Source organism: Microbacterium sp. Mcb102 (genome assembly GCF_024519805.1).
Lineage (GTDB): Bacteria > Actinomycetota > Actinomycetes > Actinomycetales > Microbacteriaceae > Microbacterium.
Genome location: NZ_JALJRG010000007.1, coordinates 1 through 23,275 on the forward strand (window position 1 = coordinate 1; position 23,275 = coordinate 23,275).

Sequence of the window (23,275 nt, forward strand, 5' to 3'; positions counted from 1 at the left end):
CCGCATCGAGGCGACTCATCGCCTCGTGCAACCCGGTCAAAGTGGACATGCTCCACCCTAACCCGGTAACACGCTACCTTCGAAGCTATCTCCGCATCACATCCCAGAATTCCGCACAAAACCGCGACACCACGCCCGCGACCCCTCCTCCACAGATCCCGCCATCCTCGAAGCTATCCACGAATAATGTAAAAGGCGCAACAGGCGTAACGGATCACGCAGAAGCCCCGCCGACAACCCCGCTACTTCACGCTCCCCTGCGTCAACCCACCGACGAGCCACTTCTGCAGGAAGAGCGCCAGCAGATAGATGGGGATCAACCCGGACAGGCTTGCGGCCGCCATCTGCCCGAACATCACCTCGCGGCCACCCTGCATCAGGGCGATGCCGACCGGGAGCGTCTGCGAATCGACGCTCTGCGTAAGCAGCAGCGGGATCAGGAAGTCGTTGTACGCGAGGATGAACACGATGATCGAGACCGCGACGATCCCCGGCGCGGTGAGCGGCAGGATCACCGACCAGAGCGTCCGGAGCGGTCCGCATCCGTCGATCTGCGCCGCCTCGTCGATCTCGAAGGGGATGGCGCGGAAGAAGCCGTCGAGGAGCCAGACGGCGACCGGGGTGAGCAGCAGACCCTCGACGACGCCGAGCCCGAGCACCGAGTCCATCAGCCCTGCCGAGCGCACCAGGACGAAGAGCGGGATGATCGCGACGACCGGCGGGGCGACGTAGGCCGAGACGATCAGCCCGAGCGTCTGCTTCCCGCCGGCGCGCAGCCGGGCCATCGCGTAGTTCGCGGGGATCGACACGAGGAGCGACACCAGCACGGCGATGATCGCCGCGCCGAACGAGTTGCGCAGGTAGGTGAGGATCGGCCAGTTCTCGAAGGCCGCGGTCCAGTTCTCGAAAGCGAGGCGCGAGGGGAGGATCCGTGTCGACAGGATGTCGTCCGGGCTCTTGAACGACATGCCGACCATGTACAGCACGGGCAGGAGCGCGAGCGTGATCGCGACGACGATCACGGCCCACTTCACCGCCGTGACCAGTGCGGACGGACGCCCGGGGCGCGACGTGCTCGACGTGCGCACCTTGGAGCGCCCTCGGCGACGGGCGGAGGGGACGATGAGCGTCTCGGTCGCGCTCTCCTCGAGGCGATCGGATGCGCGGAGCATGAGCGACATGGTCAACTCTCCTTGTGCAGGCGCTGCCGCACGGCGTTGAGCGGCAGGATGACGATGGTGACCAGGACGAGGAAGGCGATGGTCTGCGCGGCCGCCGCCCCCACATCGAAGGTCTGCAGACCGGTGCGATAGATCTCGTAGCTGCTGACGGTGGTGTCGAAGCCCGGCCCGCCGCTGGTCATGATGAACACGAGGTCGAAGACCTTGAACGAGACGACGAGCTTCAGCAGGAGGACCGTGATCAGGCTCGGCAGCACCAGCGGGAGGGTGATGCGCCAGAAGGTCTGCCACACTCCGGCGCCGTCGACCTGCGAGGCCTCGTACACCTCGGTGGGCAATGTCTGCAGCGCGGCGAACACCAGCAGGACGCAGAACGGCGTCCACTGCCAGGCGTCGACCGTGATCACCGAGATCATCGCGGCGGGGCTCGATCCGAGGAACAGGAACGGCTCGGAGCCCGGATCGAGCGACTGCCCGATGTTGTTGAGCAGCCCGCCCGTGGGGGCGAGCATGAGCTTCCAGATGACGCCGGCCATGACCGGCGGCGTCATCAGCGGGAGCAGGAGGAGCACGCGGATGATGCGCCCGCCCTTGACGGCCGCATCGAGCGAGAGCGCGACCGCCAACCCTGCGATCAGCGCGATGAGCGCCGACGGGATGGCGAAGAGGAGCGACCTGCCGAGGGACGGGAGGGTGATCCCGTCCCCCAGCAGCGCTGCGAAGTTGTCGAACCCGACCCATTCCGAGAACGGACGTCCCAGCGACGACTCCGAGAAGGAGGCGGCGATGATGTAGCCGAGCGGGTAGATCGCGATGATGACGATCGCGATGACGGCGGGGGCGAGCAGGGCGCGCCCCGTCCACGACGCACGTCGGAAGACGCGTCGGTGGGTGACGGGCTGCGACATGAGCGGTCCTTTCGGGTTCGACGAGCCGGGTCAGCCGGCCAGGGACTGCCAGGAGTCCCAGGTCTGCTGCATCGCCTGTTCGGCGGTCAGGCTCCCCTGGAGCATGAGCGCGAGGTTGTCGCTCAGCGACTGGATCATCTCCGGTGCCTGCGGCGACGTGGGCCAGGACTGCGCGTTCGGCAGGACCTGCGCGGCGACCGCCGACACCTCGGGGGCGAACTCGACGTATTCCGGGCTCTCCAGCGTCGAGGTCCGGGTGGGATCCACTCCGGAGCCGGTCGTCGTGATCAGCTTCTCGTTGGTCTCTTTCGAGGAGGCGAAGGCCACGAAGTCCTTGGCGAGCTCCTCATCGCTCGCGTTGGGGCTGATTCCCATCGCCCATCCGGCGTTCAGCGCTCCGGAGATCTTGCCTTCCGGCCCGATGGGCAGCGGTGCCACACCCCAGCCGTCGACGATCTTCGACTGCTCGGGATCCTGCGCGAAGACACCGAGGTCGGTCCAGAACTCGATCATGCCGACGGACCCCGAGAGGAACTGCGGCAGCGCCTGCTCGAACCCGATCTCCAGCGGACTGGGCAGGGCCGAGGGGGCGGCGTCGAGCATCGACTGCGCGGCCGCGACCGCGTATTCGGTGTCGAGCTGCGGCATCTGCGGGTCGATCGGATCGGGCGACATCGTGGCGAGACGGTTGAAGAAGGTCGAGCCGATGTTGAACGCGCTCTTCGAGCCGAGCAGGGCGTTGCCGTACACGCCGTCCGCCTTCTCGGCATCGGTGATCTTCTTCGAGACCTCGATGTACTCGTCCCACGTGGTCGGCACCTCGACGCCGTTCCGCTCGAAGATCGCCTTGTTGTAGAAGAGCACGTGTGTGTCGCCGTCGATCGGCAGGCCGTAGGTGCCTCCCTCGTACTGCGAGTACGGGCCGAAGATCGCCTCGATGAAGTCGGACGAGTCGATGTCTTCGTCGGATTCGACCCAGTCGGTGATGTCGGCGAGCGCACCGGCGTCGGCGAGCGCGCCGACCGACGTGTACCAGTACTGGATGACGTCGTAGTTGTTGGTTCCGGACTGTGCGTCGAGGACCGCCTTGGTCTGGATCTGGTCGTAGGGCACGACCTCGACTTCAACCTCGACACCGGTCTCGGCTTCGAAGTCGGCCTCGAGGATCTTTCCGGCCCCCTCCTGCGGGGCGGCGATGAGGACCTTGAGGGTCTTGTCACCGCCGTCGCCGGAGGATCCGCCGGCGTCGCCGGAGCAGCCCGCGAGCACGAGGCCCGCGACGGAAGCCAGGGCGATGACGGGCAGGGAGCGACGCGCATAGCGCGCGAGGGATGAGGAGCGTCGTTGCACACTCATGGTGCTGTCCTTTCGATGTTTCTTCTTCGGGTGAGGGGGTGAAGCGGTCAGGATGCGGATTCGGGGTCCGGCGTCCAGGGGCGATCGACCTTGTCGCCATCGACCCAGGGGGTCTTCACGAAGACGGCGCGGAACGTCTCGTCGAACGGGTTGCGCACGAAATGCTCCTCGTGCGGTTCGGCGCGGAGCACGTCACCGACCGAGACGACCTTGCAGGTGTCGCGATCGAGCCAGATCTCGGCGCGCCCTTCCAGCACCACGAAGGACTCCGTGTGGTGCTCGTGCAGGTGATTGCCGAACTCGTCGCCCGGCCGCAGCACGACCACGCCGAACGCGGCGTCGTCGCTCTGGGCGAGGTAGCCGGGCCCCCAGTCGCCGAACCGGAGAGAGGCATCGGCGGCGCGGAGCACGTCGGCACTCATGCGAGCACCCGCGTCTCGGTGGCCTCGCGGAACAGCTCGTACGCGTCGGCGGGAGCGGCGTCGTCGTGGACGACCGCGCGGACTGCGCGCATCATCGCCGCGGGATCGGCGCTCTGGAAGATGTTGCGCCCCATGTCGACGCCGGCAGCGCCCGCGCGGACCGCGTTCGACGCCATCGTGAGGGCTTCCAGCTCGGGGAGCTTCTTCCCCCCGGCCATGATCACCGGCACCGGGCAGCCCGCCACCACGTCTTCGAAGCCCTCGTCGCAGTAGTAGGTCTTGACGAGCTGGGCGCCGAGCTCGGCGATGATGCGGGTGGCGAGGCCCAGGTAGCGGGCGTCACGGACGAGCTCCTTGCCGACCGCCGTCACCCCGAGCACCGGGATCCCGGCGGCGTAGCCCTCGTCGACGAGCGTCGTGAGGTTGCGGATGCTGCGGCTCTCGTGCTCACCGCCGACGAAGACCTGCACGGCCACGGCGTCGGCGTTGATGCGCACGGCATCCGCCATCGCCATCGCGGTGTATTCGTCGGAGAGGTCCTTGAGGATCGACGGCCCGCCCGAGGCGCGGAGCACGAGCCCGGCGCGCGTGGCCGGCGGCACGGAGGTGCGCAGCGCACCGCGGGTGCACATCACGGCGTCCGCGTACTCGGCGAGCGGGGCGATGTTCAGGTCGATGCGCTCGAGGCCGGACGTCGGTCCCTGGAAGTATCCGTGGTCGAACGCCAGCATCACCGTGCGGCCGGTGTCGGGGTCGAGGATGCGGGAGAGGCGGTTCTGCATGCCCCAGTCGAGGTTCGCGGCCCCGCGGATGTTCTGCGAGAAGCGCACGGCCGGTGTCTCGGAGTGGAACTTCTTCGCTGCGGCGTTGCCTTCGAGGTCTGCCATAGTGTCTCCTTCTGGTGATCGTCAGCCGGCGTGGCCGACGGGCGAGAGTCGGGTGGGGGAAAGGTCGTGGGGGCCGCGGGCGGCACCCGGTGGGGTGAAGAGCGGGAGCAGGTCGGGGCCCGAGATCGAGAGCATGTCGCGATACACGCGGTGCCAGCGCTCGGTCACCGCGCGGTACTGCTCGTGCTCGCCGGGGTCGACGCGTTCGACGCGGTCGGGGTCGCCCATCGGCGGCAGGGCGGCGCCCACGCCACGCGCAGCCAGGCGGGCGGCGCCGTACGAGGTGGCTTCCGGCGCAGGGGTCACGCGGGTGTCGAGTCCGGTCACTCCGGCGATCACCCGCGGCCAGAGAGCGCCCGCACTCGAGCCGCCGGTGAAGGTGACCGATCCTTCGGCGACCGCTCGGCCGCCGGTGAGGGAGGCGAGGATTTCGAGGTGCGCGCCGGCCACGATCGCGGCTGATTCCTCGATCGCGCGGACGAATGCTCCCCGCGACGACCGGGCCGCGTCGTTGATGTCGAAGCCCACGAACGCGGGGGCCGCGTGATGCCAGGCGTCCGCCTGCATCACATTCGCCATGGTCGCGACGACACCGTTGGCGCCCGCCGGAACCGCCGCGGCCCATTCCTCCATGACGGTGAACGCGGACGTTCCGGCTGCGCGTCCGAGCTCGGCGGCATCCGGGCACATCGCATCTCGGAACCAGCGCATCGCGAGTCCCGAGAGGAAGCCGATCCCCTCGACCATCCAGGTACCCGGATCGACGTGGCAGAGCGTGCGCAGTCGCCGCTCCGGGTCGATCAGCGGTTCCGATGTGACGGCCGTGGTCTGCCAGAACGTGCCGGCGACGATCGTCGGCACCCCTTCGCGGGCCGCGATGCCATGGAGCGCGAGCTGGGTGTCGGCACCGCCGGTCACGACGGGTGTGCCCACAGGGAGTCCGGTGGCGGCAGCCGCGGCGGGCGTGACAGCACCCACGACCTCGCCGCATTCGATCACGGGAGGGAGGATGCTGCGGTCCACGCCCACGAGTCCCGCGAGATCGTCCGACCAGTTCCTCGACCGCAGGTCGAACAGCGCCGAACTCGAGCCGCTGGTCGGCTCGGTCACGAACTCCCCCGTCAGGCGCGTCGTGACCCAGTCGCTCAGCATCCCGAAGTGGCGCGCCTGCGCGAAGAGGTCGGGCTCGTGGCGGGCGATCCACCGCAGGCGGGCCGGGGCCGTGATCGACACCCAGTCCCCCGCCGTGCGGTACACCTCGTCGGCCACACCTTCGGCGACCAGTTCGTCGGCCTCCGCGCGTGCCCGACCGTCGGTGTTCGGGCAGGCCCAGAGCTCGCTGCCCTCAGCGTCGTACAGGACGAATCCCTCCCGCATGCTCGACGCTGCCACGGCCGCGACGCGCCGCCCGCCGAGGTGCGCCACGACCTCCGAGACGGCGGCGGCGATGGCCCTCCATCCGCTCTCGGTGTCGAAGACCGTGCCGCCGGGGTGCCCCGGTACCGCGGTGTGCGTCCACTCGCGCGCTGCTCGGGTGACCAGTCGGCCCTCGATGTCGAAGGCGAGCGCTCGCGCCGATCCGGTACCGGCATCGATGGCGAGGAAGACGTCGGTCATCGTTCCCATCGCAGGCTCCCATCCGTGAGAAAGCTCTCGACCTCGGCGGCGAGCATGTCCGCACCGCGGACGAGCGTCTCGTTCGTCGCGCCGGCCAGATGGGGCGTGAGGATGAGGTTCGGTTCCGCGACGAGCTCCCGCCACGGTCCATCGGGTTCGTTCACGTCGAGGGCGACGCCGGCGAGGTGGCCGCTGCGCAGCGCCTCGAGGAGCGCGTGCTCGTCGACGAGCGATTCCCGGGCGGTGTTGATGAGGAACGACCCCTCCGGCATGCGGGCGATCTGCGCGGCGCCGATCATGTGGCGGTTCTCGTCGGTGGCGCGCGCATGCACGCTGACGACGTCGCTGGCGGAGAGCAGGGAATCGAGGTCGGGGACGATCGTGGCGTCCGCCACAGATGCCGGGTCGACGAAGGGGTCGTACGCGGTGATGGTCGCCCCGAGAGCCCGCGCCCGGGCCGCGACGAGACGGGCGACGTTGCCGTAGCCGATGAGACCGAGTCGCAGTCCCTTCACCTCGCGGCCGAACCAGCGGGCCCCCTCGAAAGTCGATTCGGCGAGCGGACGGCCGTCGGCGACCCGCTCGTCCACGTCGCGCAGCGACGCCGGCACGTTGCGCACGAGGGAGATCAGGAACCCGATCGTGAGGTCGGCGACGGCATCCGCGTTCTTCCCCGGGGTCGTGGTCACGCGCACCCCGCGCTCGCGCGCCGCGTCGAGATCGACGTTGACGGGTCCGCCGCGTGCGCATCCGACGAGGCGCAGGTCGGGGAGCGCGGCCAAGACGTCGGCGGTCACGGGCGCCGCGTGGAAGGCGATGACGTCGTAGCCGCGGCCGAGTCTCGCGACCTCCGCCGGGTCCCCCTCGTACTCCCGGATGGAGGAGGTGTCCCACGTCGGCGTCGTGATCGTCATCGTCGTCGCGTCGACGGCGAGGCCCCGCTGCGCGAAGGCGCGGGTGAAGATCTCGGCGGTCATGTAGCTGTCGCCGATGACGAGGATGCGGTGGTCGGTCATGTGCAGGGCTCCCGGGGTTCGTGAGTGGGTGGGTCAGCGCAGAGCGGCGGGGTAACGACCGGAGGCGGTCTCGGTCGAGATGCCTCCCGCATCGAAACCGGTGTCGACGCTGACGCGGAGGCGATCGGTGCGCACGGAGGCGCGGGAGAAGTCGATGGGCTGGCCGCTCTGGTCGTAGGCGACGGCCTCGACGACGACGATCGGATGCCCCGGCTCGACCTCGAGCAGGCCCGCGAGCGCCCGATCGGCGGCGACGGCCTCGATCGTCCTGTGCATGCGGGCGATGCGGACGCCGGCGACGTTCCTGATCGCGGCGTAGAGACTCGCGCGGGGGTCGCGGAGGTCAGGCAGCACCCCGGCGAAGCGCGACGGCAGATAGTTGATCACGTGCACGGCGGTGCGCGAGCCCACGGCGCGCACGCGCTCCAGCACGAAGCCCGTGCCGTCGGGAGAGTCGCGTCCGACGACCGCTGCGGCCCACGAGGGAAGCGGCTCGATGCCGGCACGGAGGATCTCCGAGCTCAGGGCGCTGCGGCCGTCCTCGCTGTACTCGCCGAGAAGGCTCGGGGCCGAGGGGAGCGTCCAGGCCGACGGCCCCTGGGCTCGTTCCACGAAGGCGCCCTTGCCCTGCTGTCGGGAGATGATGCCGGCGCTCTCCAGCCGGGACAGCGCGTCGCGGATCGAGGTGCGCGAGGCCGAGAAGTGCTCCCGCAGCTCGTTCTCGCTGGGCAGGCGATCACCCGGTCCCCAGGTGCCCTGGGCGATCTCGGCTTCGATGGCGCGCATGATCTGGAACCAGATCGGAGCCGTCGACGTGCGGTCGAGCAGCGGCAGGCTGAGAGTGGACATTCCGGCCTCTTCGGTGAGCGGGTGCGGGAACATCTGCGTTCCCGAGCCGGACTCTCCTGTCCGGACATGTATCGATCATGGACCGATACTTGTATCCCCTGAAGAGACAAGTCAGGAAATTCTCCGACACCTGCTCTCAACTCGGATTTATCTCAGCTGGTCAGGCATTTCCCGGAACAGCAAGTGACCCCGGAGGTCGATCCGACCCCGGAGCAACGCGGGGAGCGCCGCGGCGGCCGGTACAAGTGGAACCCCCGCGGGGCTTCAGAGCGACAGATGCACGCGCAGCGCCTCGTCGATCTCCCCCATCAACTCGGCCGGCACCCAGCCGAGCGGACGGACGATGCGCGCGGTCGAGATGGTCCGCACCTGCTCCGCGTGCGCCTTCGAATCACGATCCAGCCCGTTGGCGGCGGCGGGAAGCAGCACCTGGAACGGCAGCACCCGCGTGACGTTCGACGTCACCGGCACGACGGTGACCGTGGCCTGCGGGCGTCGCGCAGCGACCGCGTTCGCCGTGTTGTTGCTCACGAGCACGGCCGGTCGCGTCTTCCGCGCCTCGGACCCGACCGTGGGGTCGAACGAGACGAGGATGATCTGACCACGACGAAGCAGGGAGACCGCACTCTCGCTCACGCGGTGGCCAGGCCATCGTCGGCCGCGGAATCCCACTCGTCGTCGTATCCCTCGGCGTATGCCTCGGCGTACGCGTCGGCAAGACGACTCTCACGAAGAAGGCGAACCGCCGCGTGCACCACGGCCGAGCGCGAGGGGTACCCGCCTTCGAGGGCCTGGGCGTCGAGGAACGCCAAATCGCTCTCACTCAGACTGAGGCTGACCTTTGCGGTGGACATGCAGTAATACTACTTCGGTAGCACCGCCGGTACCACCCACTTCCTTCGAGCATCCGAGCACCGCAGCGTCCTCGGCTGCACGCGAAGAGGCCCCGGATGCCAGAGCATCCGAGGCCTCTCCAGAGCCGTGCGTCAGCGCTTGCCGACAATCTGACGGCCGACGAGATCGCGCATGATCTCGTTCGTGCCGCCGTAGATGCGGTGCACACGAGCGTCGGTGAAGGCGCGGGCGATCGGGTACTCCATGATGTAGCCGTAGCCACCGTGCAGCTGCACGCCCGTGTCGAGCACCTCCCACTCGCGCTCGGTAGCCCAGAACTTGACCTTCGCGGCATCCTCGGCGGTGAGCGTGCTGTTCTTGTAGGCGAGCAGAGCGCGGTCGATGTACGCCCACATCGCATCGGTGGTCGCCGCCATGTCGGCGAGCCGGAAGCGCGTGTTCTGGAAGTCGGCGATGCGCTCGCCGAACGCCTCCCGGTCCTTCGTGTAGGCGACAGTCCAGTCCAGAGCGGCCTGCGCAGCTGCGGCCGCGGCAACGCCGATCGAAAGACGCTCGAGTGGCAGGTTCAGCATCAGCTGGATGAAGCCCTGCCCCTCCTTGCCGCTGATGAGGTTCTCGTCGGGGACGAACACGTCGGTGAAGCTGAGCTCGGCCGTATCCCAGCCATGGAAGCCCATCTTGCTGAGCTTCTTGCCCTGGTCGAAGCCCTCCATGCCCTTCTCGACGAGCAGCAGGCTGAAGGCGTCAGGACGGTTGCCCTCACCGGTCTTGACGAAGGTCACGACGACGTCGGCTGTCGTGCCCGAGGAGATAAAGGTCTTCGCGCCGTTGAGGATGTAGCCGCCGTCGACCTTCTTCGCGTTGGTCTTGATGCCGCGGAGGTCCGACCCCGCTCCCGGGTCGGTCATGGCGAGTGCGCCGAGCACTTCACCCGTGGCCATCCGGGGCAGCCACTTCTCCTTCTGCTCCTGCGTTCCCATGTGCACGAGGTACGGCACGGCCAGGTCGTCCTGGATGCCGAAGGCGCCTGCGAGCGAGCCGGCACCCGCGGCGATGACCTCCTCCATGACGACCGTGCGGAAGCGGTAATCCTGCAGCATCCCGGCACCGCCGAACTCCTCGGGAACCGACAGTCCGATCAGTCCTGACTCGCCGGCAGCCAGCATGGTCGCCCGGTCGATCTCACCCGCGGCGTCCCACTTCTCGATCGCCTCGCCTGTCACGTGGCGCTTGACGAAGTCCTTGACCAGGTCCCGGAATGCCTCGTGATCCTCGTCGTAGATGTCGCGTTCCATGCCGTCCTCCTGAACGTATCGTGCATCGTTGCTCCGGCGATTCTACGTGTCGGGCACTGCCGCGGACAGGACGTTGTGAGAATGCATCCCAAACATCGTGACACTGGGTACCGCGGTTGTCGGATGCCGCAACCGGGGCCTTCTCCGATGCCTCAGTGCGCGTAGTCAGGGGCCGCCGGGAGCCCGAAGAACTCCTCCAGCGTGTGGAATCCGCCGTCGTGATAGGCCGCGGCGAGGTCGACCCCGACGTAGCGGAGGTGCCACGGCTCGGGCGCGTAGCCGGTCACCGGCGTGCCCACCTGCTCGTACCGCACGATGAACCCGTACTCCCACGCGTGGGCCGCGACCCAGTCGCTCTGCGCGGTGCCGCCGAAACCGTCGAGACCGCCGCAGCCGCTGCCGCACGCGACGACGTCGAGGGCGAGTCCGGTCTGGTGCTCGCTGTGGCCGGGGCGCGCCGACCCGGCATCCGCCTGCCCCTGACCCTGCGACTGCACGTGGGAGTCGTACGTCGTGACCTGCAGCCCGTACGACCGGTAGCCGTTGTTCGCGCCGATGCGCCCCACACCGGCTGCATCCGCCGCGTCGGCCATCTGCCCGACGGCGACCGCGACGTCGGTCCGCACCCGGCCCGAGGGCGTCGTCATCTGCAGCGGCACGGAGTCGAGCGCCCCGGGCTCGTAGTCCGCGGGCTTCAGCGGAAGGCTCTTGTTCACGACGACCCAGACCCGCGCCGGATCGCGGAGCGAGATGCAGGGGGCGTTACCCGCCACCACGGCCTCGCGGAAAGCCGCTCCACCACCGAAGCCCGCGACCGTGGCCGCGTCGTCACCGGCCTGGACGGCCTGCTGTACGGCGGGGTCAGAGCACGGGTCGGCGGCCGTCGTCGCTCCGACCTGCACGGTCGGCACCTGCATCACGGCGACCGGTTCCGGCATCGCGGCAGCTTCCGGCGACGCCGCCGGCACGGAGGCGATCGAGAGCAGCATCCCGAGCGCGGTCACGGCGACGCCGATCGGCAGTGCGGGTCCGCGGATCGGGGACCGCGGAGCCGCATGCTGAGCGTGCGGCGAGAAGGGCATTGGTCCATTCTCTCCCGCGCTGCGTGGATGGCACCACCGCGACGGCCACAACGGTACCCTCGACCCATGCCGTCCGCCCCGCTCGCCCCCGCACCATCGAGCAGCATGGGCCGAGGACTCGACGTGCTCACGGCTCTGAGTGCGCTCATCGAGAAGGGCAGCGGCACCACCGTCGGCGAGATCGCCCACGCCCTCGACCGCGAGCGCTCCCAGGTGTCCCGCACCCTCGCCACCCTCGCCCGTTCCGGTCTGGTCGAGCGTCGGCCCGACCGTTCGTACGCGCTCACCTGGTCCTGGTACTCTGCCGCGCAGGAACTCACCGCGCACCGGATGCACACGCACGCGCTGGCGGTGCTGGACTCCCTCGCGGCGCAGCTCGGCGAGGCCACCTTCCTCAGTGAGCTGCAGGGCGATGCGACCCTCACGACGCTCGAGAGCCTGCCCGCGGACTCCCGCATGATCGGCTCCTGGATCGGACGCTCCTACCCGGCGTACTGCAGCGATGCCGGGCGCGCCACGCTGTGGGATGCCTCGGACGACGAGGTGCGCGCGGTCTTCGGCTCGACCGACTTCACCGCGCAGGGGCCGAACAGCCCGGTGTCGGTCGAGGACGTGCTCGCGCGGCTCGGCGCGGATCGCGAGCGCGGCTTCACCATCGTCGACCAGGAGGCGGAACCGGGCCTCTACTCGGTCGCGGCACCCGTGTGGGACTTCCGCGGAGAGGTCATCGCCGCGGTTCAGGTCGTGGGCACCCGCGACGCGATGCACGAGCGGGTCGCGGAGTGCGGTGCGGCATGCGCGCGTGCGGCCGCCGATCTCTCCCGCCGGCTCGGCGCACCCGCATCCGTCGAGCGCTGACCCGCGGGGCGTCAGACCGAGGCGTCGGCCGCTGCGGTGAGCTCGCCCGCGAACCGGGCGAGCAGGGCACGGGTCTCGCGGGTGGCGCCCTGCGCACGATGGCGCCCGCGAACCGCGAGCGAGGCGATGACCTCGCCACCCCGGCGGATCGGGAGGGCGAACTCGTCGATCCCCTCGTCGTACTCCTCCGCGGCCGAGATGAGCCCTTCGGCACGGTCGCGCTCCTGCATGACGCCCACCTCGTCCACCGAGCGCGGCGCCGTCGGACCGCCCACGCCGATGAACTGCACCCCGTCGAGCACCACTGCCAGCTGCTCGGGCGTGTGATCCCACAGCAGCGCGCGGCCCGCTCCCGTGCACCAGATCGGCGTGACCAGCCCGGCACGGATGGAGCGGTCGCCCCCGTCGGCAGATCGCTCGTATCGGAGCAGCACGCCGCGCGCACCGTCGGCCACGGTGATCAGCGCGTTGACTCCGAGCTGCGCGGCGAGCGTGCGCAGGGCGACCCTGGATTCGCGGAGCCAGGCCGCGTTCAGCACGGCGGCCGTGCGGAAATACTCGGTCCCCGCCCAGAACAGCGAATCGTCGTCCCGGCGGAGGAACTGTCGTGACTGCAGCTCGCGCGTGAGTCGCGAGACACGGCTCCGCTCGATGTCGGTGGCGTCGGCGAGCCGCGAGGCGTTGAGACCCGGTCGCGCACGGCGCTCCTGCTCGACGGCCGCATCGAGCAGACTCAGGCCCTGCACGAGTGAGGAGGAAGCCACGACGACCCCTCCTCTCCTGTCGGCCCAGACCTCGGCCATCCTATCCGGAGGCCCCCACCGCGCGACGCGGGAGGAGCCTCCCCCAGGCGACGTAGAGGTCTGCGGCGATGTTGCCGTGGGCCCGCTCGACGTCGGCCGCGGTGATCGCCTGGTCGCCCTGCGCGCCGAACAGCACGACCTCGTCGCCCGGCGTCGTCGCATCGAGATGGGAGACATCGACGAGGAAGCTGTTCATCGCGATCCGGTCGACGATGCGCGCACGGCGACCGCGGATGAGCACCTCGCCGGTACCGCTCAGACTGCGATGCACGCCGTCGGCGTACCCCAGCGGGATCAGCGCGAGACGCGCATCCGCCTCGAGCCGGTGCCAGCGGTCGTAGCCGACCGTGCTCCCCCGCGGATACGAGTTGATCGCCGCGATCCGCGACACCACCCGCATCGCCGGTCGGAGCGATCCTCCCAGCGCGTCGGTGTCTCCGTAGAGCCCGGCGCCGATACGGACGAGGTCGAACCGGGACTGCGGCAGGCGCAGCGCCGCGAAGGTGGTCGCGCAGTGCCGGGCGACCGCGCCGTCGGAGACGTCGGCGACCGCGCGGGACTGCTCGTCGAAGCGTGCGGCGCCCGCCATCACGTCGGCCTCGTCTTCGCAGGGGAAGTGGGAGCAGACGCCGACGACATCCAGACGCGGATCCGCCAGGACGCCCCGAGCCGCATGCACTCCCCGAGGCTCACCGACCTCCAGCCCGTCCCGCCCGAGCTCGGTGGAGTTGAGCGAGACGTGCGCGCGGATGCGCACACCCCGAGCGGCGGCGACCCCGGCCACGACCCCGGCATGCTCCGCCCCGCCGATCCACTCCTCGATGCCGAAGCGGATGCCGTCGTCGACCTCGTCCCGCCCCGCGGGCCGCACGCGGAGGAGACGACCGGTGAAGCCGCTCGCGCGCACGGCCGCCGCTTCCTCGTTCGACGCCAGCCCGATGAGGCCGATCCGCTGTTCGTCGAGCACCGGCGCCACGATGTCGATGCCGTGACCGTAGGCGTCGGCCTTCACGACCGCGCAGAACCCGACCTCGGGGCCGAGTTCTGCGCGGATCGTGCGGACGTTGTGGCTGATCGCGTCGCGGTCGATCTCGACCCATCCGCCCGCCGGTGTGGAGGCTGTCACGCGTCGACGGGCTCCGCCTCGTGATCCTGCACGACGTCGCGCTTCCCCTTGCGACCGTGCCGCCACCAGAAGAACAGGTAGCACGCGGCGACGAACGGGATGCCGAAGTACAGCGCTGCCACCTGGTTCGGGTCGAACGCGATCGCGATGATCGACAGGAGCAGCAGCGAGAACGCCACGATCGGCAACGCCGGGTACAGCGGCGTCCGGTAGGCGAGAGCGGACACGTCTCCGCCCGCACGCACGAACTTGCGGCGGTGGAAGAACTGCGAGGCGACGATCGACATCCACACCGCGACGACCGCGAATCCGGCGATCGACACGAGCACCAGGTAGACGGTGCCGGCGGCGATCACGCTCGTGAGCAGCGACACGAGGCCGATCAGGATGCTGACGCTGAGCGCGATGAGGGGGACGCCGCGCTTCGTGAGTCGCGTGAACGCCTTCGGCGCGTGGCCCTCCTCGGCGAGCGAGAACAGCATGCGGGCACAGGAGAAGAGCCCGCTGTTGCCCGCGGAGAGGAGCGCCGTGATGATGACGAAGTTCATGATGTCGGGCGCATACGGCACCCCCACGTACTGGAAGACGTCGACGAACGGGCTGCTGGTGACGCTGGCGTCTTCGTAGGGCAGGATCGCGGCGATCACGGCGATCGCGCCGACGAACAACACCACCAGTCGCAGCACCGTGGAACGCAGTGCCCGCGGGATGTTCTTGGCCGGGTCCTTGGTCTCGCCCGCCGCGACGCCGATGAGCTCGGAGCCGCTGAACGCGTAGAACACGGCGAGCGCGGTGACGATCACGCCGCTGAAGCCGTTCGGGAAGAGTCCTCCGGGGGTCTCGAAGTTGCTGAACAGGATCGCCGGCGGGTGCTCGGCCGACAGCGGCGTGAACCCGAAGATCGCCGCACCGCCGAGCACGATCAGCGCGACGATCGCGACGACCTTGACCAGCGAGAACCAGAACTCCGCCTCGCCGAACACCCGGGCCGAGATCGCGTTGAGCAGGAACAGCACGGCGGCGAAGATCAGGCACCACAGCCACACCGGCACCCCGGGGAACCAGCGCTGCATGAGGATGCCGGACGCCGTGAACTCCGACCCCAGTGCCACCACCCAGCAGAGCCAGTACAGCCACGCCGTCGTGAATCCGGTCGCCGGCCCGATCGATCGTGAGGCGTAGATGTGGAAGGCGCCGGAGACGGGATACGCGATGGCGAGTTCACCGAGGCAGGCCATGACCAGGTAGACCACGAACGCGCCGATCAGGTACGCGATGATCGCGCCGAGGGGCCCCGCCTGCGAGATCGTGTAGCCGGAGCTGAGGAACAGGCCCGATCCGATCACGCCGCCCAGCGCGATCATGATCAGATGCCGGGCGTCCATGGTCCGTTGGAGGCGGCGGAGCGGCACCTGCGTCGCCGTCGTGTTCGGCAGGACGTTGGGGAGGGACTTCTCCCCGGGAAGAGGCGTCATCGGAACTCTCAATCGGGTTTGGTATGTGCATCATATTCACATCTATGTGCCAATGACGCATTTTGTTGGTCGGATGCGGGGACACTATCCGCTCCGCGATCCGGCCCACAAGACCCCGCCGCGGAATTCTTCGCACCCGCCGCCACTGCCGACCATCCGGCGGAGGAGCTGCCATTCCGGCAGTATCGGCGGCCGATCCGACAGGCGCGCACGGACACCCACCTCGCCGACGATGGATCCGTGTCCGCACGGCGTCGCCGGCGACAGCTCATGGAAAGAAGGAGACAACGGTGACTCACCACGACCTCGCCCTCATCGGCTTCGGAGGCGTCAACCGCGCCCTGGCCGAAATCATCCGCGACCGCGGTGCGGCGCTCGTCGACGACCTCGGCTTCGGCCTGCGCGTCGTCGCGATCACCGACCTCCGCCTCGGCTCGCTCATGCAGAGCGACGGCATCGACCTCGACGCCGCGCTCGCGATGACCGGTGCCGATACGTTCGCCGGGATGCCCGGCGGCCACGCCGAGCCCCGCAACGACTACGTGATCCGCAACACCACGGCCGATGTCATCGCCGAGGCGACGTTCACCAACCCGGTCGACGGAGAGCCGGCGATCTCACACGTGCGCGCCGCCCTCGAGAGCGGCAAGAGCGTGACCACCACGAACAAGGGCCCGGTCGCGCTCGCGGGCGCTGCGCTCAACCGCCTCGCCGCCGAGAACGGAGCCCGCTTCGAGTACGAGGGCTCGGTGATGAGCGGGACTCCGGTGCTCCGACTCGCCGGCGAGACCCTCAAGGGACTGCGCATCACCCGCATCCAGGGCATCCTCAACGGCACGAGCAACTTCGTGCTGGGGCGCATGGAAGAGGGGAAGTCGCTCGCAGACGCCGTCGCCGAGGCTCAGGCCCTCGGATACGCCGAGGCCGACCCGACCGCCGACATCGAGGGGTCCGACGTGCAGCTGAAGGTCGTGATCCTCGCGAACGAGGTGCTCGGCGCCCAGCTCACGACCGCCGACGTGCCGCGCACCGGGATCAGCGGCATCACCGCGGGCGACGTGATCGCCGCAGCGGCGGCCGGCGAACACTGGAAGCTCATCGGCACGGTCTCCCGCGACGAGTCGGGGGTCATCTCGGCATCCGTCCAGCCGCTCGCACTCGGCGCCGATCACCCGCTCGCCGCCGTCTCGGGTGCCACCAACGCCGTGGCCTTCACGACCGACCTGCTCGGCACGGTCACGGTGTCCGGTCCCGGCGCGGGGCGCATCGAGACGGCATACGCGCTCCTCTCCGACATCATCGCGATCGATGCCCACCAGAAGTCGTACGCCGGAGCGGTCCGGTGAGCGTGGCGATCATGGACGCTCCGACGACCGGCACCGCCGTGCTCCGGGTGCTCGACCCGTACAGCGGCGAGACCATCGCCGAGCTGGCGCAGCACACGGTGGAAGACATCGAGCCGATCATGGAGCGCGCGAGGCTCGGCGCGTCCCTTTCGCGGGAGCTGACCCGCTTCGCTCGACACACGATCCTCGACCGCGCGGCGCGCATCCTCGAGGAACGTGCCGACGAGGCCGCCGCCCTCATCGTGCGCGAGGCGGGCAAGACCATCACTCAGGCCCGCAAGGAGGTGCGTCGAGCGGTCACCACGATCTCCCTTTCGGCGGAGACCGCTCGGGCGTTCGACGGCGAGGTCATCCCCTTCGATGCGTACGAGGGCGGGGGCAACCGCCGTGGCTGGTACACGCGCGAGCCGCTCGGTGTGATCCTCGCGATCACGCCGTACAACGACGCGCTCAACCTCGTCGCCCACAAGCTCGGCCCCGCGATCGCGGGAGGGAACGCCGTCGTCCTCAAGCCCTCCCAGCTCACCCCGTTGACCGCACGCTTCCTCGTCGACGTGCTGCTCGAAGCCGGGCTCCCCGACGAGATCATCACGGTCGTGCACGGAGATCGCCAGGTCGCACAGGCGCTGGTCGCGGTGCGCGACATCCGCATGGTCTCGTTCACGGGCGGGTTCTCGACGGGTGAGGCGATCGCTCGCACCGCGGGGCTCAAGAAGCTCGCCATGGAACTCGGCGGGAACGCCCCCGTCGTGGTCTTCGCGGATGCCGACATCGCGGAGGCCGTCGAGGCCTGCGTGTCCGGCGCCTTCTGGGCCGCGGGGCAGAACTGCGTGGGGTCTCAGCGCATCCTCATCGAGCGCTCCGTATACGCCGAGTTCCGCGACCGGTTCGCGGCGCGCACCTCGACGCTGCGCGCCGGCGACCCCTCGGACCCGGCCACCGACGTCGGGCCGATGATCTCGGAGGCAGCGGCCGTGCGCGCCGAGCGGATGGTCGACGATGCGGTGAGCGCGGGCGCGCGGGTGCTCGCCGGACACCGCAGGGAGGGCTCGGTGTACTGGCCGACCGCGGTCGAGAACGTGGCGCTCTCGTGCGAGCTCTGGAACGAGGAGGCGTTCGCCCCGGTCGTGGCGCTGGCACCGTTCGACTCCGAGGATGAGGCCGTCGCCGAGGCCAACAGTGTCGACTACGCGCTGCACGCCGCGGTCTTCACGACGGACATCGGCCGCGCACTGCGGGTCGCCGAAGCACTGGATGCCGGAGGCGTGATGATCAACGACTCCTCCGACTACCGCATCGACAGCATGCCGTTCGGCGGATCCAAGTACGGGAGCATGGGGCGCGAGGGCGTGCGCTTCGCGTACGAGGAGATGACCCAGCCCAAGGTGACCTGCATCACCACCTGAGAACTCCTCGGGGAGGGCGGGGGTCCAGGGGGATACCCCGCCCCTCCCCGAGGTTCAGGCGCGGTCGATCACGCGGGTCAGCGACACGGCCGTCACCGTGTTCGCGACTCCGGGCACGGCGGCGAGCATCTCCCAGATCTCGCCGATGCGGTCCATCGAGTCGGCCTCCAGCATGACGAGCAGGTCGAAGTCGCCGGACAGCACGTCGCACCGCCGCACCTCGGGGATCTGCGAGATCTCGGCGATGACCGCGCCGCCGCGCATCCGGTCGGTGCGGTAGACGAGCACGATCGCCGAGACCGGGGAGCCGCCGGCGTGCCCCGGCGTGACGGTGTACCCGCCGATCACGCCCTGCCGCTCCATGCGCTCCATCCGCTGCTTCACGGCGTTGCGCGAGAGATGTACCTGGGATGCGAGTGCGACCAGCGGCACGCGGGCGTCTTCGGTGAGCGCGGCGAGGATGCTGCGATCGATCTGATCGAGGTGGAGCCGCTCCATCGAGACCTCCTGGGGGTACGCTGCAACGTGCATCATTCACAATTGCGTGTGTCTATTATGCACCTTAGAGTGGAATCGCACCACGAGCGGTGCAGGAACGAAGGAGTCACCATGGGCACTCGCCCCGACCGCAAGGATCCCCTCACCCTGTCGGACCTCAGCCTGGCCGTGCATGCGGGCAACCAGCTCGACTCGACGATGGCGCTTCGCACCCCGCTCGTGATGGCCAACTCGTATCAGCTCCCCGACGATCCGAGCGAGATCAGCTGGTCGGCCACCGCGCCCGGGCTGTACACGCGCAACACCGGCGTGAACCAGTCGGCACTGGAGCAGAAGCTCGCCGCGCTCGACGGCGCCGAGGAGGCCGTCGCCCTCGCCTCGGGCGTCGCGGCACTGCACGCCGTCTTCTTCACCCACATGCGCGTCGGCGACCACGTGATCGTGAGCGACGTGGTGTACGAGGCGACCTGGCGCCTGTGGACCGAACTGCTGCCCCAGCGCTACGGGCTCGAGGCCACCTTCGTCGACATCGGCGATCTCGATGCCGTCCGTGCGGCCATGCGCCCGGAAACACGCCTGGTGTGCATCGAGGCGATCGCGAACCCCACCACCAAGGTCGCCGACGTGGCGGCGATCGCCGAGATCGCGCACTCCGCCGGCGCGATCCTGATGGTCGATTCGACGTTCTCGCCGCCGCCGTTCTACCGCCCCATCCAGGACGGCGCCGATCTGGTCGTGCACTCGCTCACGAAGTACCTCAACGGACACGGCGACGCGATGGGGGGATCGGTCGCAGGCAGCCACGAGCTCATCCAGCCCATCAAGGCCGACGCGATGGTCGACGTCGGGGGCATCATCTCGCCCTTCAACGCCTGGCAGATCCAGCGCGGCACCGTCACGCTCCCCCTGCGGCTGCGGCAGCACTTCGACTCGGCCGCCCGCATCGCCGAGATGCTCGCCGCCGACGACCGGGTGGAGTACATCGCCTACCCCGGTCTCGACTCCCACCCCGACCACGCGCTCGCCGTCCGCCAGTTCGATGGACGCGGCTTCGGCGGCATGATGGCGTTTGCCGTGAAGGGCTCCCCCGACGTGCAGAACGCGTTCGTGGCGAACCTGCGGCTGATCACCTCGGGCTTCTCGCTCGGCCACGACGACTCGCTGATCGTGCACACCGGAACCGAGGGCGGCCGCGTCGCCACCTACCCCGAGCCGTTCCGGAAGTTCGGACACCTGCGGCTCTCGGTCGGCCTCGAAGACGCGGACGACCTGCTGGCGGACCTGAGCGCCGCGCTGGACGCGACCTTCCCCTGAGGGTTGCTCCGTCGAAGATAGTTACCATTCCGGGTTGACATCGAGTCGATGTTTTGTTCGAATGTTCAGATGCGGTGGCACGGACAGAAGCTCGGCGAGACGGATGCAGCGGCGCTGCCCGGGCTCGAAGATCGGTCGAGCGTGCTGCGGTCGGTGACCACCCCTGAGTTCGCCGGGATGACGTTCCACGAGGTGCTGTCGAAGTCGGCTCTGAACCATGTGCCCGGCGCTTCGCGCATGCCGTTCGCCTGGACGATCAACCCGTACCGCGGATGTTCGCATGCATGCGTTTACTGCGTCTCCCCCGACACTCTGATCCTGTGCGCGGACGGTCGGCAGCGACCATTGCGCGACCTTGAGATCGGCGATGAGATTGTGGGGACAGAGCGGATCGGAAGCTATCGACGCTATGTGCGTACGGAGATTCGCGCCAAGTGGTCGACCCAGAAGCCCGCATTTCGACTGACTCTCGCCGATGGCACAGCGGTGGTCGCCAGTGGCGACCACCGCTTCCTCACGGAGCGAGGATGGAAGCATGTCTCGGACGCCGAGTCCGGACAGAGACCGCATCTCACGACGAACAATCGTCTGATGGGCTTCGGCATCGGGCCGTCCGTCGATCAGATCGACTACACCAGTGACTCCTACCGGCGTGGTTACCTCGCAGGCATGCTCCGCGGCGACGGAATGATCTTCCATGGCACCTATCCGAGTGCGACGCGAACTCGCGAGATCAACATGTTCCGCCTGGCCCTGATCGATTCTGAGGCGTTGGAGCGCACCCGCGGATACCTCGATGCCGAGGGTGTGCCGACTCGACTGCGGGCTTTCACTGCCAAGAGCGCGACCCGCAGCGCCGCAGACGCGATCCACACAGCAGCGCGCGCCGGCGTAGCGAAGATCGAACACCTCATCATCACGCCGGGATCGCCTGACGAGACCTGGTTCGCAGGCTTCCTCGGTGGAGTGTTCGATGCAGAGGGCAGCTGCTCGCGCGGGGTCCTGCGCATATCGAACAAAGACACGGACATCATCCGACTGATCAAAGAAGGTATGAATGCGCTCGGCATTCCCCACATCGTGGAGCCCCCGCGCCCTGGCGGCGTACGCAGCGTTCGAGTGATCGGAGGCCTGCCGAGTCGTCATAAGTTCTTCGCGACGGTGAATCCGGCCATTACACGAAAACTCGATGTCATCGGTACGGCGGTGAAGACAGCAGCGGATCTTCGGGTCGTGGACATCACCCCTCTGCCGGGGATTCGGGATCTGCTCGACATCACGACGGGCACGGGCGACTTCATCGCAAACGGCGTCATCAGTCATAACTGTTTCGCCCGCGGCACGCACGAGTACCTCGACCTCGACGGCGGGTCGGACTTCGATTCGCAGATCGTGGTCAAGGTGAACGTGGTCGAGGTGCTCGAGAAGGAGCTGCGGCGCGGCAGCTGGCAGCACGAGACAGTCGCCCTGGGCACGAACACCGACCCGTATCAGCGGGCCGAGGGGCGCTACAAGCTCATGCCCGGCATCATCGAGACCCTCGCCGCATCCGGCACCCCGATGTCGATCCTCACCAAGGGGACGCTGATCCGCCGCGACATCCCCCTGCTCGTGAAGGCCGCGCAGCGCGTGCCCGTCGACATGCAGATGTCGATCGCGATGTACGACGACGAGCTGCAGAAGGCCATCGAGCCCGGAGCGCCGACCACCCAGGCCCGCCTCGACACCGTTCGCGCCCTGGCCGACGCCGGGTTTCCCGTGACCGTGTTCCTCATGCCGATCATGCCGCACATGACCGACTCTCTCGAGGCGATCGACAGCGCCCTCGTGCGCATCAAAGAGGCGGGAGCGCGCACCGTCATCTACGGAGCACTGCATCTGCGACCGGGCGTCAAGCCGTGGTTCTTCGAGTGGCTCGGCGCCAACCGGCCCGACCTGGTGTCGTCGTATCGCGGGCTCTATCCCGGCGCCTCGGCCGAGGCTCCCAAGGGATACCGGCAGTGGCTCGCGAAACGCGCTCGCCCCCTCATCCGGATGCACGGACTCGACGGCCGCCATGAAGACGACTACTCCCGCCGCGGGTTCCGACCAGGGCAGGGACACGTACAGTCGGGAGCGGCGACCGCGGCAGCGGTGCGCTTCACGCCCACTGCTCAGGCCGCGGCTGCGCAGCCGATGCTGTTCTGATCCGGATCGCCCCTCTCACCCGGTCGGTCGCCCCGCCCGTGGCCGCGTAGGCTCGGGGATCATGGCGATCGGTTCGACAGTCCACACATTCGAGGTGCAGCTCGCTGACACCGACCGCGGAATCTACGAGGACTACTCGCTGCGCGTGGCGCGGCATCCGTCCGAGACCGACGCGTACATGCTCACCCGCGTGCTCGCCTACGGGCTCGAGTTCGCCGAGGGCATCACGTTCGGCGGCAGCATCTCGTCGACCGAGGAACCGGCCGTGCTCGTGCGCGACATGACCGGGCTCATCACCGTCTGGGTCGAGATCGGGGCGCCCGATGCCGAGCGACTGCACCACGGCAGCCGACTGGCCGAACGCACTGTCGTCTACACGCACCGCGATCCCGCGAAGGTCATGGCGCAGTGGGCGGACAAGCGCATCCACCGCCGCGAGGACATCCGCGTGTACAGCTTCGACCCCGGGTTCATCGAGTCGGCCGCGGCCCTGATCGAACGCCGCAACACGATGACCCTCACGCGGGCCGAGGGAGTGATCTACCTCGACCTCAACGGCACGAGCCTGACCTCGACCGTGCACGTGCACGAGCTGGCCTGACAGGCGCGACGCAGCCCGCTCCCCCCACCGCCGAGCGCACGGCTTCGCGTCGAACGCACGGCGTCTTCACGCAGGTAAGCCGTGCACTCGGCAGCATCCCGTGCACTCGGCAGCAGGGGGCGGGTAGGGGGCGGGGAGCGCGGGGCGCGGACACGACAGAGGCCCCGGACCGCGGAAGCGGGACGGGACCTCT

22 protein-coding genes are annotated in these 23,275 nt (G+C 68.9%); 6 read left to right on the plus strand and 16 right to left on the minus strand.

Translation table 11 applies throughout. The features are described 5' to 3' along the window. Window positions 1-242 precede the first annotated feature (242 nt). From OC372_RS15830 to OC372_RS15885, 12 genes are all read right to left on the minus strand, one after another. Window positions 243-1,181: a carbohydrate ABC transporter permease gene (locus OC372_RS15830; RefSeq protein ID WP_262002690.1), complete on the minus strand. Its 939-nt coding sequence runs from the start codon at window positions 1,179-1,181 to the stop codon at window positions 243-245. A 2-nt stretch (window positions 1,182-1,183) separates the two neighbouring features. After that, window positions 1,184-2,089, minus strand: coding sequence for a carbohydrate ABC transporter permease (locus tag OC372_RS15835; RefSeq protein ID WP_262002693.1), 906 nt, complete (start codon window positions 2,087-2,089; stop codon window positions 1,184-1,186). Window positions 2,090-2,119: 30 nt separating this feature from the next. Next, the gene (locus OC372_RS15840; protein WP_029261286.1) at window positions 2,120-3,445 is read right to left on the minus strand and encodes an extracellular solute-binding protein; all 1,326 of its coding nucleotides are present in this window, start codon (window positions 3,443-3,445) and stop codon (window positions 2,120-2,122) included. A gap of 47 nt (window positions 3,446-3,492) precedes the next feature. Next, entirely contained in the window at window positions 3,493-3,867 is a 375-nt protein-coding gene (locus OC372_RS15845) for a cupin domain-containing protein (RefSeq protein ID WP_262002698.1), read from the minus strand. Further along, complete coding sequence (gene lsrF / locus OC372_RS15850) at window positions 3,864-4,754, minus strand: 3-hydroxy-5-phosphonooxypentane-2,4-dione thiolase (protein ID WP_262002700.1); 891 nt, start codon at window positions 4,752-4,754, stop codon at window positions 3,864-3,866. Before lsrF ends, OC372_RS15845 begins: the two co-directional genes overlap by 4 nt. Before the next feature lie 21 nt (window positions 4,755-4,775). Further along, entirely contained in the window at window positions 4,776-6,380 is a 1,605-nt protein-coding gene (locus tag OC372_RS15855) for an FGGY family carbohydrate kinase (protein WP_262002702.1), read from the minus strand. Then, window positions 6,368-7,387, minus strand: a complete 1,020-nt coding sequence (locus OC372_RS15860; protein ID WP_262002705.1) for an NAD(P)-dependent oxidoreductase — start codon at window positions 7,385-7,387, stop codon at window positions 6,368-6,370. The genes OC372_RS15855 and OC372_RS15860 overlap by 13 nt, the downstream gene beginning before the upstream one ends. Before the next feature lie 33 nt (window positions 7,388-7,420). Beyond that, window positions 7,421-8,236, minus strand: coding sequence for a GntR family transcriptional regulator (locus tag OC372_RS15865; RefSeq protein WP_168380816.1), 816 nt, complete (start codon window positions 8,234-8,236; stop codon window positions 7,421-7,423). 264 nt (window positions 8,237-8,500) lie between these two features. Beyond that, complete coding sequence (locus OC372_RS15870; RefSeq protein ID WP_262002708.1) at window positions 8,501-8,872, minus strand: type II toxin-antitoxin system PemK/MazF family toxin; 372 nt, start codon at window positions 8,870-8,872, stop codon at window positions 8,501-8,503. Further along, entirely contained in the window at window positions 8,869-9,090 is a 222-nt protein-coding gene (locus OC372_RS15875; protein WP_262002710.1) for a ribbon-helix-helix domain-containing protein, read from the minus strand. Before OC372_RS15875 ends, OC372_RS15870 begins: the two co-directional genes overlap by 4 nt. A 132-nt stretch (window positions 9,091-9,222) precedes the next feature. Continuing rightward, window positions 9,223-10,386 (minus strand): acyl-CoA dehydrogenase family protein, encoded by a 1,164-nt coding sequence (locus tag OC372_RS15880; RefSeq protein ID WP_262002712.1) that lies wholly within the window; start codon window positions 10,384-10,386, stop codon window positions 9,223-9,225. A 152-nt stretch (window positions 10,387-10,538) separates the two neighbouring features. Next, on the minus strand, window positions 10,539-11,468 hold the full coding sequence (locus OC372_RS15885; protein WP_262002714.1) for a D-alanyl-D-alanine carboxypeptidase family protein: 930 nt from the start codon (window positions 11,466-11,468) through the stop codon (window positions 10,539-10,541). 66 nt (window positions 11,469-11,534) lie between these two features. Here OC372_RS15885 and OC372_RS15890 point away from each other — a divergent pair, with 66 nt between their 5' ends. Then, on the plus strand, window positions 11,535-12,326 hold the full coding sequence (locus OC372_RS15890; protein ID WP_262002716.1) for an IclR family transcriptional regulator: 792 nt from the start codon (window positions 11,535-11,537) through the stop codon (window positions 12,324-12,326). 11 nt (window positions 12,327-12,337) lie between these two features. On the opposite strand, the gene OC372_RS15895 is transcribed toward OC372_RS15890, so the two are convergent. The 3 genes from OC372_RS15895 to OC372_RS15905 are packed head-to-tail and all read right to left on the minus strand — an operon-like array spanning window position 12,338 to window position 15,730. Then, complete coding sequence (locus OC372_RS15895) at window positions 12,338-13,090, minus strand: helix-turn-helix domain-containing protein (RefSeq protein ID WP_262002718.1); 753 nt, start codon at window positions 13,088-13,090, stop codon at window positions 12,338-12,340. Between the two features lie 40 nt (window positions 13,091-13,130). Then, entirely contained in the window at window positions 13,131-14,255 is a 1,125-nt protein-coding gene (gene alr / locus OC372_RS15900; protein WP_262002720.1) for an alanine racemase, read from the minus strand. Continuing rightward, window positions 14,252-15,730 (minus strand): amino acid permease, encoded by a 1,479-nt coding sequence (locus tag OC372_RS15905; RefSeq protein WP_410054873.1) that lies wholly within the window; start codon window positions 15,728-15,730, stop codon window positions 14,252-14,254. The genes alr and OC372_RS15905 overlap by 4 nt, the downstream gene beginning before the upstream one ends. Before the next feature lie 290 nt (window positions 15,731-16,020). On the opposite strand from OC372_RS15905, the gene OC372_RS15910 reads away from it, so the two are divergent. Continuing rightward, the gene (locus OC372_RS15910) at window positions 16,021-17,076 is read left to right on the plus strand and encodes a homoserine dehydrogenase (protein WP_262002722.1); all 1,056 of its coding nucleotides are present in this window, start codon (window positions 16,021-16,023) and stop codon (window positions 17,074-17,076) included. An 11-nt stretch (window positions 17,077-17,087) separates the two neighbouring features. Next, on the plus strand, window positions 17,088-18,482 hold the full coding sequence (locus tag OC372_RS15915) for an aldehyde dehydrogenase family protein (protein ID WP_262002724.1): 1,395 nt from the start codon (window positions 17,088-17,090) through the stop codon (window positions 18,480-18,482). A 54-nt stretch (window positions 18,483-18,536) separates the two neighbouring features. Here OC372_RS15915 and OC372_RS15920 read toward each other — a convergent pair whose 3' ends face one another. After that, window positions 18,537-18,980, minus strand: a complete 444-nt coding sequence (locus OC372_RS15920) for an Lrp/AsnC family transcriptional regulator (RefSeq protein WP_105710827.1) — start codon at window positions 18,978-18,980, stop codon at window positions 18,537-18,539. A 111-nt stretch (window positions 18,981-19,091) separates the two neighbouring features. On the opposite strand from OC372_RS15920, the gene OC372_RS15925 reads away from it, so the two are divergent. From OC372_RS15925 to OC372_RS15935, 3 genes are all read left to right on the plus strand, one after another. Further along, on the plus strand, window positions 19,092-20,294 hold the full coding sequence (locus tag OC372_RS15925) for a trans-sulfuration enzyme family protein (RefSeq protein ID WP_262002727.1): 1,203 nt from the start codon (window positions 19,092-19,094) through the stop codon (window positions 20,292-20,294). A 69-nt stretch (window positions 20,295-20,363) separates the two neighbouring features. Beyond that, window positions 20,364-22,481, plus strand: coding sequence for an intein-containing Rv2578c family radical SAM protein (locus OC372_RS15930; protein ID WP_262002729.1), 2,118 nt, complete (start codon window positions 20,364-20,366; stop codon window positions 22,479-22,481). 61 nt (window positions 22,482-22,542) lie between these two features. Continuing rightward, window positions 22,543-23,082: a YaeQ family protein gene (locus OC372_RS15935; protein WP_262002731.1), complete on the plus strand. Its 540-nt coding sequence runs from the start codon at window positions 22,543-22,545 to the stop codon at window positions 23,080-23,082. The last annotated feature ends 193 nt before the right edge of the window (window positions 23,083-23,275 follow it).

What these genes read in the sequence shown, in the direction of transcription:
- OC372_RS15830 (WP_262002690.1), bottom strand. Translation starts at nt 1,181, where the DNA reads ATGTCGCTCATGCTCCGCGCATCCGATCGCCTCGAGGAGAGCGCGACC.
- OC372_RS15835 (WP_262002693.1), bottom strand. Translation starts at nt 2,089, where the DNA reads ATGTCGCAGCCCGTCACCCACCGACGCGTCTTCCGACGTGCGTCGTGG.
- OC372_RS15840 (WP_029261286.1), bottom strand. Translation starts at nt 3,445, where the DNA reads ATGAGTGTGCAACGACGCTCCTCATCCCTCGCGCGCTATGCGCGTCGC.
- OC372_RS15845 (WP_262002698.1), bottom strand. Translation starts at nt 3,867, where the DNA reads ATGAGTGCCGACGTGCTCCGCGCCGCCGATGCCTCTCTCCGGTTCGGC.
- lsrF (WP_262002700.1), bottom strand. Translation starts at nt 4,754, where the DNA reads ATGGCAGACCTCGAAGGCAACGCCGCAGCGAAGAAGTTCCACTCCGAG.
- OC372_RS15855 (WP_262002702.1), bottom strand. Translation starts at nt 6,380, where the DNA reads ATGGGAACGATGACCGACGTCTTCCTCGCCATCGATGCCGGTACCGGA.
- OC372_RS15860 (WP_262002705.1), bottom strand. Translation starts at nt 7,387, where the DNA reads ATGACCGACCACCGCATCCTCGTCATCGGCGACAGCTACATGACCGCC.
- OC372_RS15865 (WP_168380816.1), bottom strand. Translation starts at nt 8,236, where the DNA reads ATGTCCACTCTCAGCCTGCCGCTGCTCGACCGCACGTCGACGGCTCCG.
- OC372_RS15875 (WP_262002710.1), bottom strand. Translation starts at nt 9,090, where the DNA reads ATGTCCACCGCAAAGGTCAGCCTCAGTCTGAGTGAGAGCGATTTGGCG.
- OC372_RS15880 (WP_262002712.1), bottom strand. Translation starts at nt 10,386, where the DNA reads ATGGAACGCGACATCTACGACGAGGATCACGAGGCATTCCGGGACCTG.
- OC372_RS15885 (WP_262002714.1), bottom strand. Translation starts at nt 11,468, where the DNA reads ATGCCCTTCTCGCCGCACGCTCAGCATGCGGCTCCGCGGTCCCCGATC.
- OC372_RS15890 (WP_262002716.1), top strand. Translation starts at nt 11,535, where the DNA reads ATGCCGTCCGCCCCGCTCGCCCCCGCACCATCGAGCAGCATGGGCCGA.
- OC372_RS15905 (WP_410054873.1), bottom strand. Translation starts at nt 15,730, where the DNA reads ATGACGCCTCTTCCCGGGGAGAAGTCCCTCCCCAACGTCCTGCCGAAC.
- OC372_RS15915 (WP_262002724.1), top strand. Translation starts at nt 17,088, where the DNA reads ATGGACGCTCCGACGACCGGCACCGCCGTGCTCCGGGTGCTCGACCCG.
- OC372_RS15920 (WP_105710827.1), bottom strand. Translation starts at nt 18,980, where the DNA reads ATGGAGCGGCTCCACCTCGATCAGATCGATCGCAGCATCCTCGCCGCG.
- OC372_RS15925 (WP_262002727.1), top strand. Translation starts at nt 19,092, where the DNA reads ATGGGCACTCGCCCCGACCGCAAGGATCCCCTCACCCTGTCGGACCTC.
- OC372_RS15930 (WP_262002729.1), top strand. Translation starts at nt 20,364, where the DNA reads ATGCGGTGGCACGGACAGAAGCTCGGCGAGACGGATGCAGCGGCGCTG.
- OC372_RS15935 (WP_262002731.1), top strand. Translation starts at nt 22,543, where the DNA reads ATGGCGATCGGTTCGACAGTCCACACATTCGAGGTGCAGCTCGCTGAC.